The organism is Providencia sp. PROV175, from assembly GCF_032707045.1.
GTDB classification, from domain to species: Bacteria; Pseudomonadota; Gammaproteobacteria; order Enterobacterales; family Enterobacteriaceae; genus Providencia; species Providencia hangzhouensis.
Map to the genome: position 1 here is coordinate 4250832 of NZ_CP120533.1, position 19046 is coordinate 4269877.

Below are 19046 nucleotides of genomic sequence, written 5' to 3' on the forward strand. Positions count from 1 at the left end.
AATCACAAAATAAACATAAAAACAATATTCATCTTTTAGTTCAATATGTTACCGTATATGCGTTGGTGTTTTTATCATTTATGATTAGTGTTTTAATAAAAAAATCGCCTATTTATTCAATGTTATTTATAAATAAAGCAATAAAACAGCATCTTAATCCATTGAAATTCAGCCAGCAAAATATTGAGCTTTACTTAATATGATATGTTTTAATTTTTATGTGCGACCGCCGCGTATAAAAACAAAAAAATAGGTGCCATAACAGACACCTATTTTATAAAATACGAAAAGTTTTAACGGTAACGGTTAGGCTCTTTTCATAAAGTCAAAGAACTCTTCGTTAGTTTTTGTCATCGCTAATTTACTGATGAGGAACTCCATGGCATCGATTTCGCCCATTGGGTGAATAATCTTACGCAGGATCCACATTTTTTGTAATTCATCTTGCGATGTCAGTAACTCTTCTTTACGCGTACCTGAACGGTTGTAGTCTATCGCAGGGAAAACACGTTTTTCTGCAATTTTACGAGATAGGTGCAGTTCCATGTTACCTGTACCTTTAAACTCTTCGTAAATAACTTCATCCATCTTAGAACCAGTATCAACCAGTGCAGTTGCAATGATTGTCAGGCTTCCACCCTCTTCAACATTACGGGCAGCACCGAAGAAACGTTTTGGACGATGTAATGCGTTAGCATCCACACCACCGGTTAATACTTTCCCAGAGGAAGGTACAACGGTGTTATATGCACGGGCTAGACGCGTAATAGAGTCGAGTAAAATGATAACGTCTTTTTTATGTTCAACTAGACGTTTCGCTTTCTCAATCACCATTTCAGCGACTTGAACGTGACGTGCTGCAGGCTCATCGAAAGTTGAAGCAATGACTTCACCTTTAACTAAACGCTGCATTTCTGTCACTTCCTCAGGACGTTCATCGATCAACAGAACCATCAGAACGCAATCAGGATAATTGTGAGCAATATTTGCTGCAATATTTTGCAGTAACATTGTTTTACCGGCTTTCGGTGGAGCAACAATCAGGCCACGTTGACCACGACCGATTGGAGCCGCAAGATCCAGCACACGTGCAGTTAAATCTTCAGTTGAACCATTACCACGTTCCATGCGCAGACGATTGTTAGCATGTAAAGGAGTTAAGTTTTCAAAAAGGATTTTACTACGTGCGTTTTCAGGTTTATCGAAGTTAACTTCGTTTACTTTCAGAAGGGCAAAATAACGTTCACCTTCTTTAGGGGGACGGATTTTTCCTGAAATTGTGTCACCTGTGCGTAGGTTAAATCGGCGGATTTGGCTAGGAGAAACGTAGATATCATCAGGGCCTGCGAGGTAAGAACTGTCTGCTGAACGGAGGAAACCAAATCCATCCTGCAATATTTCCAGTACGCCATCGCCGAAAATATCTTCGCCACTTTTCGCATGCTGCTTCAAAATAGAGAAAATAATATCCTGCTTTCTCATACGGGCTAAGTTCTCTAGCCCCATGTTTTCGCCTAACGTAATCAATTCTGATACTGGCGTATTTTTTAATTCGGTAAGATTCATAATGGTGGGTTCTTTAACTCGGGGTAATTCTCGAACTATGAACGTAAATTGACGGCAGCTTATTAATAAGTGCCAGTTTAACTTTATACTGCCCTGCTGATCGCTAATTTTCATTAGAAGCAAACAGCAATGCAAAAAAATCTTGTGCTAGCCATTACTAAGATTGCTCTAACATTTGGCTGCAACTCATCTTGATGATGTGTGGCATATTATTAGAAACACACACAATATTAGCAATAGTTTTTTGTACATTTAGGACAACATACATCCCAATATCGCAAATTTAAGGTCAAATTAGCATTAAAAAACACATAATTGCTCAATGCCAACTTTCTCCCACTTCATTTTTATATCCAAAAGATATAAACACATTGAATTTCATGATGTTCGTTTATGCACTATCTTTAATTCATATGAAGAGTACATTGAAACAGAAGATATTGAATACTGCTATAACTCAACGTCTAAACTTTCAATTTCATATTTAAAATCATTATGTCATCAGTTTTTGAACAAAAAATATCACAATACTGAACTAACAAGCTAGATATATAAGATAAGAGCAATGGAATACAAGGTAATTCATATGGGTGCTATACGAGGAATAAAGATAACTTATCATGCTTAAGTGAAGACGTCTAGCGGCTCTCTAGATAAAATAGATATACCGCTAAACGTTTTAGCTTACATATAACGATAACTTACAGATTTTCGTCTAAAAATTCTTTCAGTTGCGTTTTTGATAATGCCCCAACTTTCGTTGCCGCGACTTCACCATTTTTGAATAAAAGCAAGGTCGGGATGCCACGAATTCCATATTTTGGAGCGGTGGCTGGGTTTTCATCAATATTCAGTTTTGCGATAGTCAGTTTGCCTGTATATTCTTCAGCAACTTCATCAAGAATAGGCGCGATCATTTTACAAGGACCACACCATGCTGCCCAAAAATCGACGAGAACAGGTGAACTTGCGTTCAAAACTTCAGTTGCAAAACTTGCATCAGTTATCTTTATAATTTTATCGCTCATGTTGTACTCCAAGGGGTCATCTTTTGTAGACTTAGTATAACATTATTGGCAGCAGTATGCTTTATTTCAAAAGATACACTTTCGTAAACCAACCGTTAACTGATATTCTAACATACTATGAGTAAAGCACACTTGACAGAAAAGAAGTTTTCCGACTTCGCATTGCACCCTAAAGTCATTGAAGCTCTAAATAAAAAAGGCTTCAATTTTTGCACGCCTATTCAGGCGTCCACCTTGCCTTTTACTGTCGAAGGCAAAGACGTGGCGGGTCAAGCGCAAACCGGTACAGGTAAAACGTTAGCTTTTTTAACGTCTACATTCCATTATTTATTAACTCACCCCGCAATTGAGGGTAAAAAAGCGAATCAGCCTCGTGCACTCATTATGGCACCGACACGCGAGCTCGCTGTACAAATCTATTCAGATGCTAAAGAGCTCGCTGAGTACACTGGCCTGAAAATGGGCTTAGCATACGGTGGTGACGGCTATGATGAGCAACTGAAGGTTTTACAAAATGGTGTTGATATCCTTATTGGTACAACTGGCCGTTTAATCGACTACGCAAAACAAGGCCATGTCGATTTAAGTGCAATCCAAGTTGTGGTACTCGATGAAGCCGACCGTATGTATGACCTTGGTTTCATTAAAGATATCCGCTGGATTTTCCGTCGTATGCCAAGTGCGGCAGATAGGCTTAATTTGCTATTTTCTGCAACTTTATCTTATCGCGTAAGGGAATTAGCTTTCGAACAAATGAATAACCCTGAATATGTTGAGGTCGAACCTTTGCAAAAAACAGGTCACCGTATCAAAGAAGAGTTATTTTACCCTTCTAATGAAGAAAAAATGCGCTTGCTCCAAACGCTTCTTGAAGAAGAATGGCCAGAGCGTTGTATTATTTTCGCCAATACAAAACACCGTTGTGATGATATTTGGGCCCATTTAGCTGCCGATGGTCATCGTGTCGGTTTATTAACTGGCGATGTCGCACAGAAAAAACGGCTACGTATATTAGAGCAATTCACACAAGGCCATTTAGATATTTTAGTGGCAACTGATGTTGCAGCACGTGGTTTACATATTCCATCCGTCACTCATGTCTTTAACTACGATTTACCTGATGACTGTGAAGATTATGTTCACCGTATTGGCCGTACTGGTCGTGCCGGTGAAAGTGGAAACTCAATTAGCTTAGCCTGTGAAGAATATTCACTTAACTTGCCTGCTATTGAAGAATATATCCAACACTCAATCCCTGTTAGTAAATATAACAGTGATGCATTATTGAGCGATTTACCTGCACCAAAACGCCGTCATCGCCCACGTCCTGGAGGCCCGCGCCGTAATTCAAATTCGCAGCGTCGCCACAATGGCCCACGTAACAACCATAAACGTCCAGGCTGAGTAAAAACGATATGCTGAAATCTTCTTCTCTTTATGCCGCCATCGATTTAGGATCAAACAGTTTTCATATGCTCGTTGTACGTGAAACTGCTGGCAGCATTCAGGTCATCTCTAGGGTTAAACGCAAAGTTCGTCTTGCTGCAGGGTTAGATAACAACAACCTGCTTTCTGAGCAAGCAATGGCGCGAGGCTGGCAATGTTTACGCCTGTTTTCGGAACATTTACAAGATATTCCGAACACACAAATTCGTGTTGTCGCAACAGCGACTTTGCGTATAGCTAAAAATGCCGATATTTTCATCGAGAAAGCCAGCCAAATTTTAGGAAACCCTGTTAAAGTCATTCAAGGGGAAGAAGAAGCTCGCTTAATTTATCAAGGTGTCGCACATACAACTGGCGGGCCAGATCAACGCTTAGTGGTTGATATTGGCGGGGGAAGTACTGAGCTAGTTACGGGTACAGGCGCAAAAGCAGAGCAACTCTACAGCCTTGAAATGGGGTGTGTAACTTGGCTTGAGCGCTACTTTGGCGATAGAAGTTTAACAGAAGAAAACTTCGCTGCGGCTCAAACCGCTGCCCATCGTGTCATCGCCCCTATTGCTGATGCTCTCAAAACACATGGGTGGAAGATATGTGTTGGTGCATCCGGTACTGTACAAGCGATTCAGGAAATCATGATTGCCCAAGGCATGGATGAACTGATCACGCTTTCTAAATTACAACAGCTTAAGCGCAAAGCCATTCAATGCCAAAAACTTGAAGAGCTTGAAATTGACGGTTTAACCTTCGAACGCGCTCTTGTCTTTCCAAGCGGCTTATCTATTCTGATTGCTATCTTTGAAGCATTAGACATTGATAACATGACACTGGCAGGCGGTGCACTTCGTGAAGGTCTTGTCTATGGTATGCTACAGCTTCCTATTGAGCAGGATATTCGCGCTCGTACCGTCCGCAATATTCAACGACGCTTCCAAGTCGATATCGAACAAGCTAGCCGAGTTCGTCAACTTGCAGAATATTTTTATTTACAAGTCGCGAAAGATTGGGGCTTAGATACACGCTGTCGTGATTTACTATCAAGTGCATGCGCCTTACATGAAATCGGCTTGAGTGTTGATTTCCGTAAAGGCCCCGAGCACGCGAGCTACCTCATAACACACCTTGATTTACCAGGCTTCACTCCAGCTCAAAAACGGTTACTTGCTGCATTATTGAAAAATCAGCAAGGCCCTGTCGATTTAACACCATTAAGCCAACAAAATGCGCTACCCATACAGCATGCATATGATTTATGTCGTTTACTCCGCCTCGCCATTATTTTTGCGAGCCGCAGACGGGATGATACCTTGCCTGCACTAAGACTTAATGTGAATGCACAAAGGCTAACCATTACACTGCCTTATCGTTGGTTATCTGCTCACCCTCTACGAGCGGAAAATTTACAGCAAGAAGTTCAATGGCAGGGCTATGTGAATTGGATTTTAGAGTTGGAAGAACGTAATAGTTCAAATTGATAATATATTCCACACTAGGTCTACTCTAGTGTGGAAATTCAATTAGTTGTGGTTACTCACTTTTTTTATTTAACCCTAAACGTGCTTTAATATCGGCTAAAGCTGATTGCCCTTTCTGCATACGCTCCTGCGCACTAACCACTTTACGCTGTTGCTCCCATTGTAAATCATCTTGTGGCAATTCAAGGAGAAAACGGCTTAATTCGGGACGGATCAATTCACCATATTGACGACGCTCACGACAATGAGAAAAGAATAACTCTCTTTGCGCTCTTGTGATCCCTACATAAGCTAAACGGCGTTCTTCATCAATATTATTTTCATCAATACTGCTTTGATGTGGCAGCAGCCCTTCTTCCATACCGACCAAAAAAACATAAGGAAACTCAAGGCCTTTAGACGCATGCAACGTCATGAGTTGAACTTGGTCTGATTCTTCATCATCCTCACCACGCTCCATCATATCGCGCAGCGTAAAGCGTGTAACCACTTGGCTCAATGTCATTGGGTCATTGAGCTCATCACCCTCCACCATTTCACTCATCCATGTGAACAATTGGTTGACGTTTTTCATTCGCATTTCAGCAGCTTTAGTACTGGTCGACGTTTCATATAACCAGCTTTCATAATCCATTTCGCGCAGTAAATCACGCACCGCAATTAAAGGTTCACGTTCCGACGTTCGAACAATACTGTCCATCCAATGAGTGAAACGCTGTAATGCTTCTAATCCTTTGCCTTTTAAAATTTGTTCAAGCCCTAGATCAAAGCTGGCCTGATATAAGCTTTTCCCTCGCTGGTTTGCCCATTCCCCAAGTTTTTGGATAGTTTTAGGACCAATCTCTCGTCGTGGAGTATTTACTATGCGTAAAAAAGCACTGTCATCTTCAGGGTTCGTCAATACTCGCAAATAAGCTAATAAGTCTTTAATTTCAGGGCGGGAGAAAAACGAAGTCCCCCCCGAAATGCGATACGGAATACGATTTTGCATCAACATTTTTTCAAAAATACGCGATTGATGATTACCGCGATACAAAATGGCGTAATCTTTATATTCCGTCTTATTAATAAAATGGTGTGCAATAAGCTCCCCAATCACCCTTTCAGCTTCGTGATCTTCATTATTTGCAGTAAGGACCCTCAGTGGCGCACCATATCCCAATTCTGAAAACAGTTTCTTTTCAAATACATGAGGGTTATTGGCAATTAAAATATTCGCAGCTTTTAAAATTCGTTCGGATGAACGGTAATTTTGCTCAAGCTTAATGACATTTAACTTAGGGAAGTCTTGATTCAATAAAACTAAATTTTGCGGCCTTGCGCCACGCCATGAATAGATTGACTGGTCGTCATCCCCCACAACCGTAAACCTTGCCCGCTGCCCCACAAGCAATTTAACCAACTGATATTGACTCGTATTGGTATCTTGGTACTCGTCCACCAGCAAGTAACGAATTTTTTGCTGCCAGCGTTCGCGCACTTCTTCATTTTGATATAACAACAGGGTAGGTTTGCTGATTAAGTCATCAAAATCCAGCACATTGCAGCTTTTCAGATGAAGTTCATAGCGGCGATAACACTCGGCAAAGTGATGCTCTTTCTCACTCCGTGCTTGGCCTATGACTTGTTGTGGGGAGATGAGATCATTTTTCCAATTTGAGATCGCCGAGATCAATTGTTTGAGTAAGTCTTTATCTTCTTCCAATAAATCAAAGGTAAGTTCTTTCAGCAACGCCATCTGGTCTTGGTCGTCAAATAGCGAGAAATTGGCTTTAATACCCAGTGCTTTATATTCACGCTTAATAATTTCTAACCCTAATGTATGGAAAGTAGAAATAATTAAACCGCGAGCTTCTTTTTTCCCCAATGTCTGCGCCACGCGCTCTTTCATTTCCCGCGCCGCTTTATTGGTAAAAGTCACCGCGGCAATTTGCCGAGGCTGATAGCCACATTGGCGAATTAAATGCGCAATTTTATTGGTAATAACACGTGTTTTGCCTGACCCCGCCCCCGCCAATACAAGGCACGGGCCATCGACAAATTCAACTGCCTGCTGTTGGCTTGGGTTTAATCGCATGGCTTCTCTACATCACTCAGTTATTCAAAATAGAATTCGCTACAGATTGTAGCAGAAACCGAACCAACTCTAGAGCAACGATCTTTTATAAAAGCAAAAAACCACATCATTCTTAGAAACAATGTGGTTTATATCAGAATGTATTTTTCTAAACTATTGCAAGAGAAAACATGGTGATTATCCAAAGCATTTCGCGTTCTAGGTAGGAAGCAAATAAGATTATCCCAAGGAGCATACTGAAGTATGTGACTTGTGTAATCTTAAGAAGCTGACACCCCTAGAGCGTGAAAGGGGAAGGATAATGAGTTAGCCGACTGCAATCTTCTTCATATCCGTCATATATCCCCGTAAAGTCTTACCGATTTTCTCAATCGGATGATTACGGATAGCTTCATTGATATCACGTAACTGTGCGTTATCAGTGCCATTATCTGCAACTGGCTTCGCTAAATCCCCTGCTTGTAATTTCGTCATGAAATCTTTCAGCATTGGTACAACTGCAAATGAGAACAGATAGTTACCATATTCTGCAGTATCAGAGATAACCACGTTCATTTCATATAAACGTTTACGAGCAATAGTGTTCGCAATCAGTGGTAATTCATGCAGTGACTCATAGTAAGCCGATTCTTCTAAGATACCCGCTTCTAACATCGTATCGAACGCTAACTCAACGCCTGCTTTAACCATTGCAACTAACAGAACACCGTGGTCGAAGTACTCTTGTTCCGCAATTTTCCCATTATATTCAGGGTAATTTTCGAATGCCGTTTTGCCGGTCTCTTCACGCCATGTCAGCAAGTTTTTATCATCATTTGCCCAGTCTGCCATCATGGTTGCAGAAAATTCGCCTGAAATGATGTCATCCATATGTTTGTGGAATAATGGTGCCATGATAGTTTTCAGTTGCTCGGATAACGCATAAGCACGCACTTTCGCAGGGTTAGATAAGCGATCCATCATCAGCGTGATACCGCCTTGTTTCAGCGCTTCAGTGATAGTTTCCCAACCAAACTGAATTAATTTACCTGCGTAGCCTGGCTCAACACCGTCTGCGACCATTTTGTCGTAGCTCAGTAATGCACCCGCTTGCAACATACCACACAGAATAGTTTGCTCGCCCATCAGGTCAGACTTAACTTCTGCAACAAATGAGGATTCCAGAACACCTGCACGGTGGCCACCAGTCGCTGCTGCCCACGCTTTGGCAATCGCCATACCCTCACCTTTCGGGTCATTTTCTGGGTGTACTGCAATCAGCGTTGGAACACCAAAACCACGCTTGTATTCTTCACGAACTTCAGTACCTGGGCATTTTGGCGCTACCATCACAACAGTAATATCTTTACGAATTTCTTCGCCAACTTCAACAATGTTGAAGCCATGTGAATAACCCAGTGCTGCACCTTGTTTCATCATAGGCTGAACAGCGCGAACAACGGTTGAGTGCTGCTTGTCTGGCGTTAAGTTAATAACCAAATCAGCGGTAGGGATCAGTTCTTCATAAGTACCAACTTTGAAACCATTTTCTGTCGCTTTGCGCCATGAAGCACGTTTCTCTGCAATTGCTTCATCACGTAATGCATAAGCAATATCTAAACCTGAATCACGCATATTCAGGCCTTGGTTTAAACCTTGCGCTCCACAACCGACGATGACGATTTTTTTACCTTTCAGAAAACCTGCTTCATCTGCAAACTCTTCGCGCTGCATAAAGCGGCACTTGCCTAACTGAGCTAACTGCTCACGCAAATTCAATGTGTTAAAATAATTCGCCATTGTCATACTCCATTGTTCTGTTGTGTTCGTTATGTCAGGCAGTCTGCCTGTCGCTCATTTTTGAGCGTTTATGGATTTACTATATGCGATGTTTCGCATTGCTTAAATTGATATATTAACAATACAATGTTGCAATATCTGCAACATCATTAATGATTTCATTAGAGGGCAAAATGGATATTCGCGATCTCAAGCTTTTTTTACATTTAGCACAAAGTTGCCACTTCGGGCGAACATCTAAAGCGATGCATGTCAGCCCTTCCACATTGTCTCGACAAATACAACGCCTCGAAGAACAGCTTGGTCACCCACTGTTTGTGCGTGATAACCGCTCCGTCAAGCTGACCCAAGCAGGAGAGCACCTTAAGCAGTTTGCCCAACAAACATTATTGCAATATCAACAGCTGCAACATGCTCTCAATCAACAAAGTCCATCGCTCAGCGGAGAACTGCACCTTTTTTGCTCAGTTACGGCTGCTTATAGTCATTTACCCGAAGTATTAGATAAATTCCGTGCGCTACACCCATTAGTTGAAATTAAACTCACGACGGGGGACGCAGCTGATGCTGTTGAAAAAGTGGAAACGCATGAGGCTGACCTTGGTATTGCAGGCAAACCCGAGCGCTTACCTGATAACGTCCGTTTTGCAAAAATCGGCGAAATCCCTCTCGTTTTGATTGCTCCATCACTACCCTGTGCTGTACGAAGCATGGTGACAGAAGCGGAACCTGATTGGTCTACCGTCCCCTTCATCCTGCCTGAACACGGCCCATCTCGTAAACGTATCGAACTTTGGTTCCGTCGCCATAACATCAATAACCCTGTTATTTACGCGACGGTATCAGGCCATGAAGCTATTGTGTCAATGGTCGCTTTGGGATGTGGTATTGCCTTGATCCCCAGTGTGGTCGTTGATAACAGCCCAGAGCCCGTGCGTAGCCGTATTTCACAACTCGATAATATCTCAATGGTTGAACCCTTTGAACTCGGCGTTTGCCTATTAAGCAAACGCCTGAGTGAACCATTAATTAAAGCGTTTTGGGAATTGCTCCCAGACAACTCAATCTAAGGTTCTTTGGCTATCTTGCGGCGCTAAGAAAAAACGGAAAGATGGGTTTCCTGTTTCATCATGATATTCATAACCTAGCGCATCCAGATGCCTATCAAAACGCACTTCCGGCCCAGCTAATTCAAATGCCGCCAGCACTCGCCCATAGTCTGTACCATGGCTGCGATAATGAAATAACGTAATATTCCAATGAGTTCCAAGAGTCTCTAAGAATCGCAGTAATGCACCTGGAGACTCAGGAAACTCAAAGCTATACAGTCTTTCATCTAATGGCTTTGATGGACGACCACCAATCATATAACGCACATGAAGTTTGGCCATTTCATCATCAGATAAATCATCAACTTCATAGCCGTTACTTCTGAGTTCTTGGATAATCTCTGAACGTTCTCCATCACGACCACTTAAACGCACCCCAACAAAAATACATGCACGATCAGGGTCTGCATCCGTATAACGGTAGTTAAATTCAGTAATCGCTCGATGGCCTAATAACTGGCAAAAACGTAAAAAGCTCCCTTTTTGCTCAGGGATAGTCACTGCCAGTAACGCTTCTCGTTGTTCTCCAATTTCACAACGTTCAGAAACATAACGCAGCCCGTGAAAATTCATATTCGCACCGGACAAAATATGCGCTAAACGCTCGCCTTTGATGTTGTGCTGCTGTACATATTTTTTCAATCCAGCCAATGCCAACGCACCTGAAGGCTCTGCTATAGCACGAACATCTTCAAAAATATCTTTCAGTGCTGCACAAATAGAATCGCTATCAACCGTGATAACATCATCAACATATTGCTGGCACAACCTGAAGGTTTCATCACCAATGCGTTTTACCGCGACACCTTCGGCAAATAGCCCGACACGAGGTAGATCCACTGGATGCCCTGCTTCTAACGCTGCTTTCAGGCAGGCTGCATCTTCGGATTCAACGCCAATGATTTTTATTTCAGGCATTAATTGCTTGATAATCACAGCGACGCCCGCGATTAACCCACCGCCACCCACAGGGATGAAAATACGGTCTAAGTGAGCATCTTGCTGTAATAATTCAAGTGCGATAGTGGCTTGGCCAGCTATGACAGCAGGATGGTCAAAAGGGGGAACAAAGGTATATCCTTCTTCCGCTGCCATCGCGATTGCTTTAGCTTTCGCTTCATCAAAGTTCGCACCGTGTAGAATAGCTTCACCGCCAAAACTGCGCACTGCATCCACTTTGATGTCTGCAGTTGCAATAGGCATAACAATTTTTGCCTTCACACCTACACGGCTCGCTGACAACGCGACACCTTGAGCATGATTGCCCGCAGAAGCGGTTACAACCCCCTTCGATTTTTGTTCATCCGTTAAGCCAGCAATCATCGCATATGCGCCACGAAGCTTAAAGCTATGAACAGGTTGCCTATCTTCGCGCTTGACTAAAATGGTGTTACCCAAGCGTGAAGATATTTTATCCATCTGCTGAAGAGGTGTTACTTGTGCAGCCTCATAAACCGGCGCACTCAGCGCCGCTTTTAAGTAATCTGCTCCGGTTGGGGCAACCGGTAATGGTTTTGCTGCCGCCACAATTAGCCCCCTAGTTTCGACTTGTCACGAACCGCACCTTTGTCTGCACTCGTTGCCAAAGAAGCATAAGCACGCAGAGCAAAAGAAACCTCACGCTGACGATTACGCGGTGTGTAAGCTTTATCGCCTCGAGCTAACTCAGTTTCACGACGTTGATTCAATTCGCTTTCACTAACATCCAGCACCATCGTTCTCTTTGGAATATCAATATCAATAATATCGCCATCTTGAACTAATGCTAATAAGCCACCACTCGCTGCTTCTGGGGAAATATGACCAATCGAAAGACCTGAACTACCACCAGAGAAGCGACCATCTGTGATCAATGCACAGCTTTTGCCTAATCCCATTGATTTCAGGTATGAGGTTGGGTATAGCATCTCTTGCATGCCCGGCCCACCCTTAGGCCCCTCATAACGAATAACCACGACATCGCCTTCAACAACTTTTCCACCGAGGATCGACTCAACGGCATCATCTTGGCTTTCAAACACTTTGGCTGGGCCACGGAATGTTAAGCTGCCTTCATCAACCCCTGCTGTTTTAACAATACAGCCATCTTCTGCAATATTTCCAGACAGGACGGCAAGGCCACCATCCAAACTATACGCATGCTCAATACTACGGATACACCCATTTTCACGATCAGTATCCAATGACGGCCAACGGCAATTCTGTGAAAAGGCTTTTGTCGTGCGGATCCCTGCAGGACCTGCGGAAAACATCGATTTGACAGACTCGTCCTTTGTTAACATCACATCATATTGCGCTAATGTTTCTTGGAAGCTGAGCCCTAAAATATTAGTCACATTTTCTTGTAACAAACCTGCACGGCTCAGCTCACCTAAAATACCGATAACACCACCAGCGCGGTGAACATCTTCCATATGGTATTTTTGTGTACTCGGTGCAACCTTACACAAATGCGGGACTTTACGTGATAAGCGGTCGATATCATCCATGGTGAAATCGATCTCTGCTTCCTGAGCGGCTGCCAGTAAGTGCAGAACAGTGTTAGTCGAACCCCCCATAGCAATATCCAACGTCATCGCATTTTCAAATGCGGATTTATTAGCAATATTGCGTGGTAACGCACTTTCATCATCTTGTTCGTAATAGCGTTTGGTTAATTCAACAATGCGCTTACCTGCATTAATAAATAACGTTTCGCGATCTGCGTGAGTTGCTAATAATGAACCATTTCCTGGTTGGGATAACCCCAGCGCCTCAGTTAAACAGTTCATTGAGTTTGCAGTAAACATACCAGAGCATGAACCGCAAGTAGGACAAGCGGAGCGCTCAATTTGCTCGCTATCTGCATCGCTCACATTTGGGTTTGCCCCTTGGATCATCGCATCAACCAAATCGAGCTTGATAATTTGGTCTGAAAGCTTGGTTTTACCCGCTTCCATCGGGCCACCCGAAACGAAGATCACCGGAATATTCAAACGTAATGACGCCATCAACATACCCGGCGTAATTTTATCGCAGTTTGAAATACACACCATGGCATCCGCACAGTGGGCGTTCACCATATATTCTACGGAGTCTGCAATTAATTCACGGGAAGGTAAGGAATACAACATTCCGCCATGTCCCATGGCAATCCCATCATCAACAGCAATCGTGTTGAACTCTTTCGCAACTCCACCTGCATTTTCAATTTGCTCTGCAACTAATTTGCCTAAATCACGGAGATGTACGTGACCTGGAACAAACTGTGTGAATGAGTTAACAACCGCAATAATGGGCTTTCCAAAATCAGCATCGGTCATGCCTGTTGCACGCCATAATGCACGAGCCCCAGCCATATTACGACCATGAGTTGTTGTTGCTGAACGGTACTTAGGCATATCTTTAACTCCCGTGTTTAAAACAGGCGGGGAACGTCCGCCTGTAACATCTATTTCAATTTAATTATTAAGGGTTTACTGGATCTAACCAGCCCCATTTGTCTTCTGTTGTACCATCAAATAAGCCAAAGAATGCTTGCTGAATTTGCTTGGTTACTGGGCCACAACGACCAATGCCAACTTGGATACCATCAACGCTACGTACTGGCGTAATTTCGGCAGCTGTGCCTGTCATAAAGACTTCATCAGCAAGATAAAGAGATTCGCGTGATAGTGTTTGCTCACGAACTTCAATACCCAAATCTTTTGCTAACGTTAAAATTGCATCACGTGTAATACCTGGTAATGCAGAGGATGTGAACGGAGGTGTATACAGGATGCCGTCTTTCACCTCAAAAATATTTTCCCCTGCACCTTCTGATAAATACCCATGAACATCTAATGCAATACCTTCTTGGTAACCATGACGACGAGCTTCGCTACCAACTAGCAAAGAAGATAAATAATTACCTCCTGCTTTCGCCCCTGTAGGGATAGTATTTGGCGCCACACGGTTCCAAGAAGACACCATCGCATCAATACCTTGGTCTAACGCTTCTTCACCTAAATACGCCCCCCATGGGAACGCCGCTAAAATAACATCGGTTTTGTAACCGTCTGGTGGGTTAACGCCCATACCAACATCACCAATAAACACTAATGGACGAATATACGCACTGACTAAGTTATTTTTACGCAAAGTTGCACGGCAAGCTTCCATTAACTCTTCAACGCTATAGCTGACAGGCATACGGTAAATTTTCGCTGAATCATGCAAACGTTGCATATGCTCACGGTGGCGGAAGACCACAGGACCTTTATGTGAGTCATAACAACGGACGCCTTCAAACACCGATGTACCATAGTGCAGAGCATGAGACATAACATGAACCTTTGCATCAGCCCATGGCGTCATTTCACCGTTAAACCAAATAAAGTCAGCTTTCTTAGTCATTTGTATATTCCTTACATTGCACTTTGTGTGCGTAATAGTCGTGATTCTTGTTGTAGTACTTCAACTTCTGTAATGTCTGAAAGCTTAGTTAACTGTGCACAAAGCTGAGTTAATGGCCTTTGACTACTTACAGTGAGTTCAATATTAACATTGTCGCCGTCTGTTGATTGCCCCATATTCATGGAATTAATACGAAATCCACGATGGCGAGTGACCCTTAATATACGCTCTAAAACCTCAGGACGGAAACGGGCCAATATCGAGATTTGATGTTGCATCATAATGGTTTCTCCATCATTTTTTCATTACTAGCCCCAGGTGGAACCAACGGCCAGACATTTTCTAGTTCATTAATTGATACCTGTAATAAATAGGCACCTTCGCTATTCAGCAATTCATCTAATGCAGCATTAACTTCTGACTTATCAGTAATTCGTTGGCCTTTGATACCAAACGCACTGGCTAATGCCACAAAATCAGGGTTATCCGTCAAAATCGTTTCACTATAACGCTGCTCAAAAAACAGTTCCTGCCATTGGCGAACCATGCCTAAGCGTTGGTTATCGATCAAAAGGATTTTTACAGGAAGTTGCTTACGTTTGATGGTTCCCAACTCTTGGACATTCATCATAAATGACCCATCCCCAGATACACAGACTACAGTATCCTCAGGCCTAGCAACCTGTGCACCAATTGCCGCAGGGATACCAAACCCCATGGTGCCAAGCCCACTAGAGGTTAAGAAATTTTCAGGGCCATCAACGGTGATATGCTGTGCTGACCACATTTGGTGTTGCCCTACATCGGTGGTCACAACCGTATTTGGTTTCATTTTATCCGACAGCTGTTTCAATAACAGTGGCGCATAAATAGGTTCACCAGGATGGTCATAACGCCAACCAAACTCTTTTTTAAGTTGCTGAACTTCCTGCTGCCAAGGTTCAATTGATTTTTTAAGCATTAATTCAGGGAGTAATACTTTTGCATCACCATGTAGCGCAACATGTGTTTGACGTAATTTGTCTAATTCTACGTGGTCTATATCGATATGAATCACTTTGGCGTTCGGTGCAAAAGTATTCAACTTACCTGTTACCCTATCATCAAAACGAGCACCAACAGCGATGAGTAAGTCACAGCGTTGCACTGAAATATTGGCTGCTTTAGTACCATGCATACCTAACATGCCTAAATAGTTTTCATCTAAAGGGCTCACGGCACCAAGCCCTTTTAACGTTGCAACTGAAGGAACACCTGTAAACTCAATAAATTCACGTAATTCTTTAACGGCACCAGACATTCCAACACCGCCACCAACGTACAACATAGGCTTTTCTGATTGTTCTAATAGCATTCTTGCCTGTTGTATTTCAGATAAAGGTGAAGTGACTTCTTGCTCTACCGGCATTAAAAATGGAGACAACTCAGCTTGTTGTAGCTGAATATCTTTCGGAATATCAATCAGTACAGGACCAGGACGCCCACTATTTGCGATTGCGAAAGCCTCAGCAAGAATGCGAGGTAAATCCTCGATATCTTCAACCAAAAAACTGTGCTTAGTACAAGCTAAGGACAACCCTAAAACATCGATTTCTTGAAAGGCATCGGTTCCAATAAACTCAGAAGCAACCTGCCCAGTAATGGCGACAATAGGAACGGAATCTAACAATGCATCAGCCAATCCCGTGATAACATTTGTTGCGCCAGGACCCGATGTTGCGATACATACCCCTGTTTTCCCTGTTGAACGTGCATATCCAATCGCAGCAATTACAGCCCCTTGCTCATGTCGACACAACAAATGCTCAACTCCGCCATCATACAATGCGTCATAAACTGGCATAATTGCGCCACCAGGATACCCAAATACGGTATCAACTCCCTGTGTTCGCAATGCTTGAACTAACCATTGTGCTCCGTTCATGCTTTATCTCCTGTCCGTCTACTTTATCTATTTGTATTTGTTATGTTTTATTTAGTGTGTTTGCATTCATCAACATTTATGTCAAAAAAAACCCCGCGCCTTTCGGTGCGGGGTTCTCGTGAGATCTGGCTGTTATTTTAGCCTTCGTCGTCCAAGTGCAGCCCCGCACGGTGGGATAATAATCACCACCACGCTAATAATAATTAGGCTAACTGCTTGGATAAATGCGTTCATGAGTTTTACTTTTTCAATATTCTTAATTATCTATTATTTAGAGTTATCATTTTAAAATCGTTTTGACAACTTTTATTTAATTTATTTATTTTCAAAACATTAAATTATTTAAAAATCATATCGTTATCAACAAATCAGCATTATAAACTGCTTAAACTACCGTTTCTCAGTAAAATTCAATAGAATACATAGCATAATCAGCTACATCATCCGCACCAGCCATTCAATACCATTAAGATTCACGCCAAAAAACTAATTACTTTTTCTTATGAATCTCCACGTTCAGTATAGCTTCCACTCTTTATAAAATTAACGCAATCACTGTTATAACAAGTCCTCGAAGCTACTCGACGCAAATTGAAACAGCCTAGTAACTAAGCAATTAAATTATCGAGCAGCTTCGCAAATATGTTATCAACTCAAGATAAACAAACCTAATTTCAGCAGAATATTACTCTGTAAAAAATATTGGAGGGCTTATGACATTAGCAATTGTTTACACTAGAGCATCAATTGGGTTAGAAGCACCTCTTGTTACTGTTGAGGCACATATTAGTAATGGACTTCCAGGTTTAACACTTGTTGGGCTACCAGAAACAGCAGTAAAAGAAGCAAGAGATAGAGTTCGAAGCGCTCTACTAAATAGCGGGTTTGAATATCCAGCTAAAAAAATGACGGTTAATTTAGCCCCAGCAGATTTACCAAAAGAAAGTGGTCGGTATGACCTTGCCATCGCTATTGCCATACTCGCATCATCAGGGCAAATCCCCCACGAGCCATTAAAACAGTATGAATTTTTAGGCGAACTTGCTTTGTCTGGCGATGTTCGCTATGTCAACAGTGCTATTCCAGCTGCCCAATCGGCATTAAAACAACAGCGCTCTTTAATACTATCAACGGAGAACCAACACCAACTAGGCCTACTTCCAGATAATAGCGTTTATTTCACGACATCCTTATTAGAGCTCTGCCATTTTTTACATAACAAACACACATTAGTTTGTAATCAACAAGTTCATCAAGCATCTATCCCAACCAAGCAAGAAGGTGATATCAACGATATTATTGGTCAAGAACATGGGAAACGGGCATTAGAAATCTGTGCTGCAGGTGGACACAATTTACTCTTGTTAGGTCCTCCGGGGACAGGAAAAACTATGCTAGCAAGCCGTCTAATGACTTTACTCCCCCCATTAACCTCTCAAGAAGCCTTAGAAGTTGCTTCACTACATAGTTTAAGTGAAAACACAAAAGAAGACATGAATTGGCCAATAAGGCCTTTTAGAGCACCCCACCATAGTGCATCAATTGCCGCTTTAATTGGTGGTGGCTCTCTTCCCAAACCTGGTGAGATCTCACTTGCACACCATGGTGTTTTATTTTTAGATGAATTACCCGAATTTAGCCGCTCGGTATTAGATTCTTTACGAGAACCCCTAGAATCTAGAAAAATTAGCATTTCTCGAGCAAAAGCAAAAGTTTGCTATCCTGCCAGTTTCCAGCTAATTGCGGCCCTAAATCCTAGCCCAACAGGCCATTACCAAGGAGAAATGAGCCGCTCAGCTCCTACTCGCATACTACGTTATCTTTCACGCATATCAGGGCCTTTTATTGACCGATTTGATCTTTCAATAGAGATTCCATTGTTACCTCTCGGTTCATTAAGTAATCAAACTAACCAAGGTGAAACAAGTGAACAGGTTAGACAAAGAGTCATCGAAGCCAGAAATAGGCAACTTAGGCGAGCTGGAAAAATTAATAGTTTATTAACACCAAGAGAAACCACACAATTTTGCCTGCTAACAACAAAAGATGCGTTATTCTTAGAACATGCATTAAATAAGTTAGGTCTTTCCATTCGAGCCTGGCACAGAATTTTAAGGGTTGCTAGAACAATCGCCGACCTTAATGCCGCAGAAACTATTGAACGTTCAGATTTATTAGAAGCTTTGGGGTATCGAGCAATGGATAAGTTATTGCTTCATTTGCAAAAACAAGTAAGCTGAGAAGAGTGGGCAGATAAGTACTTATTATCCC

The 19046-nt window shown here is 42.3% G+C and carries 14 protein-coding genes; 4 read left to right on the top strand and 10 right to left on the bottom strand.

All coding sequences use genetic code 11. From position 1 onward, the window contains the following. Positions 1-306: 306 nt before the first annotated feature. Both rho and trxA read right to left on the bottom strand, forming a co-directional pair. Positions 307-1566 carry a transcription termination factor Rho gene (gene rho, locus P3L44_RS19425; protein ID WP_004915469.1) on the bottom strand — a complete coding sequence of 420 codons (1260 nt, stop codon included), beginning with the start codon at positions 1564-1566 and terminating at the stop codon, positions 307-309. 701 nt (positions 1567-2267) lie between these two features. Continuing rightward, the gene (gene trxA / locus P3L44_RS19430) at positions 2268-2594 is read right to left on the bottom strand and encodes a thioredoxin TrxA (protein WP_125894355.1); all 327 of its coding nucleotides are present in this window, start codon (positions 2592-2594) and stop codon (positions 2268-2270) included. A gap of 117 nt (positions 2595-2711) precedes the next feature. Between trxA and rhlB the strand changes: the two genes are divergently transcribed. Then, positions 2712-3998, top strand: a complete 1287-nt coding sequence (rhlB, locus tag P3L44_RS19435; RefSeq protein ID WP_272662172.1) for an ATP-dependent RNA helicase RhlB — start codon at positions 2712-2714, stop codon at positions 3996-3998. Positions 3999-4009: 11 nt separating this feature from the next. Further along, entirely contained in the window at positions 4010-5512 is a 1503-nt protein-coding gene (gene gppA / locus P3L44_RS19440) for a guanosine-5'-triphosphate,3'-diphosphate diphosphatase (RefSeq protein WP_140171874.1), read from the top strand. Between the two features lie 52 nt (positions 5513-5564). On the opposite strand, the gene rep is transcribed toward gppA, so the two are convergent. Both rep and ilvC read right to left on the bottom strand, forming a co-directional pair. Beyond that, a complete protein-coding gene (gene rep, locus P3L44_RS19445; RefSeq protein WP_272662173.1) occupies positions 5565-7589 on the bottom strand; it encodes a DNA helicase Rep in 2025 nt (674 codons plus the stop codon). 306 nt (positions 7590-7895) lie between these two features. Beyond that, positions 7896-9368: a ketol-acid reductoisomerase gene (ilvC, locus tag P3L44_RS19450; RefSeq protein WP_140171876.1), complete on the bottom strand. Its 1473-nt coding sequence runs from the start codon at positions 9366-9368 to the stop codon at positions 7896-7898. A 173-nt stretch (positions 9369-9541) separates the two neighbouring features. Here ilvC and ilvY point away from each other — a divergent pair, with 173 nt between their 5' ends. Next, entirely contained in the window at positions 9542-10438 is an 897-nt protein-coding gene (gene ilvY, locus P3L44_RS19455; RefSeq protein ID WP_004906122.1) for an HTH-type transcriptional activator IlvY, read from the top strand. On the opposite strand, the gene ilvA is transcribed toward ilvY, so the two are convergent. The 6 genes from ilvA to ilvL all read right to left on the bottom strand — a co-directional run bounded on the left by ilvA (position 10430) and on the right by ilvL (position 17009). After that, positions 10430-12004 carry a threonine ammonia-lyase, biosynthetic gene (gene ilvA, locus P3L44_RS19460; RefSeq protein WP_140171877.1) on the bottom strand — a complete coding sequence of 525 codons (1575 nt, stop codon included), beginning with the start codon at positions 12002-12004 and terminating at the stop codon, positions 10430-10432. The genes ilvY and ilvA overlap by 9 nt on opposite strands. Before the next feature lie 2 nt (positions 12005-12006). Continuing rightward, positions 12007-13857, bottom strand: coding sequence for a dihydroxy-acid dehydratase (gene ilvD / locus P3L44_RS19465; protein ID WP_125894367.1), 1851 nt, complete (start codon positions 13855-13857; stop codon positions 12007-12009). Between the two features lie 67 nt (positions 13858-13924). Then, positions 13925-14851, bottom strand: a complete 927-nt coding sequence (locus P3L44_RS19470) for a branched-chain amino acid transaminase (protein ID WP_004906127.1) — start codon at positions 14849-14851, stop codon at positions 13925-13927. Between the two features lie 11 nt (positions 14852-14862). Beyond that, a complete protein-coding gene (gene ilvM / locus P3L44_RS19475) occupies positions 14863-15132 on the bottom strand; it encodes an acetolactate synthase 2 small subunit (RefSeq protein ID WP_004906129.1) in 270 nt (89 codons plus the stop codon). Next, a complete protein-coding gene (gene ilvG, locus P3L44_RS19480) occupies positions 15129-16775 on the bottom strand; it encodes an acetolactate synthase 2 catalytic subunit (protein ID WP_272662174.1) in 1647 nt (548 codons plus the stop codon). Before ilvG ends, ilvM begins: the two co-directional genes overlap by 4 nt. 132 nt (positions 16776-16907) lie before the next feature. Next, a complete protein-coding gene (gene ilvL, locus P3L44_RS19485) occupies positions 16908-17009 on the bottom strand; it encodes an ilv operon leader peptide (protein ID WP_071524553.1) in 102 nt (33 codons plus the stop codon). 479 nt (positions 17010-17488) lie between these two features. Here ilvL and P3L44_RS19490 point away from each other — a divergent pair, with 479 nt between their 5' ends. Then, positions 17489-19015 (top strand): YifB family Mg chelatase-like AAA ATPase, encoded by a 1527-nt coding sequence (locus tag P3L44_RS19490; protein WP_140171879.1) that lies wholly within the window; start codon positions 17489-17491, stop codon positions 19013-19015. The last annotated feature ends 31 nt before the right edge of the window (positions 19016-19046 follow it).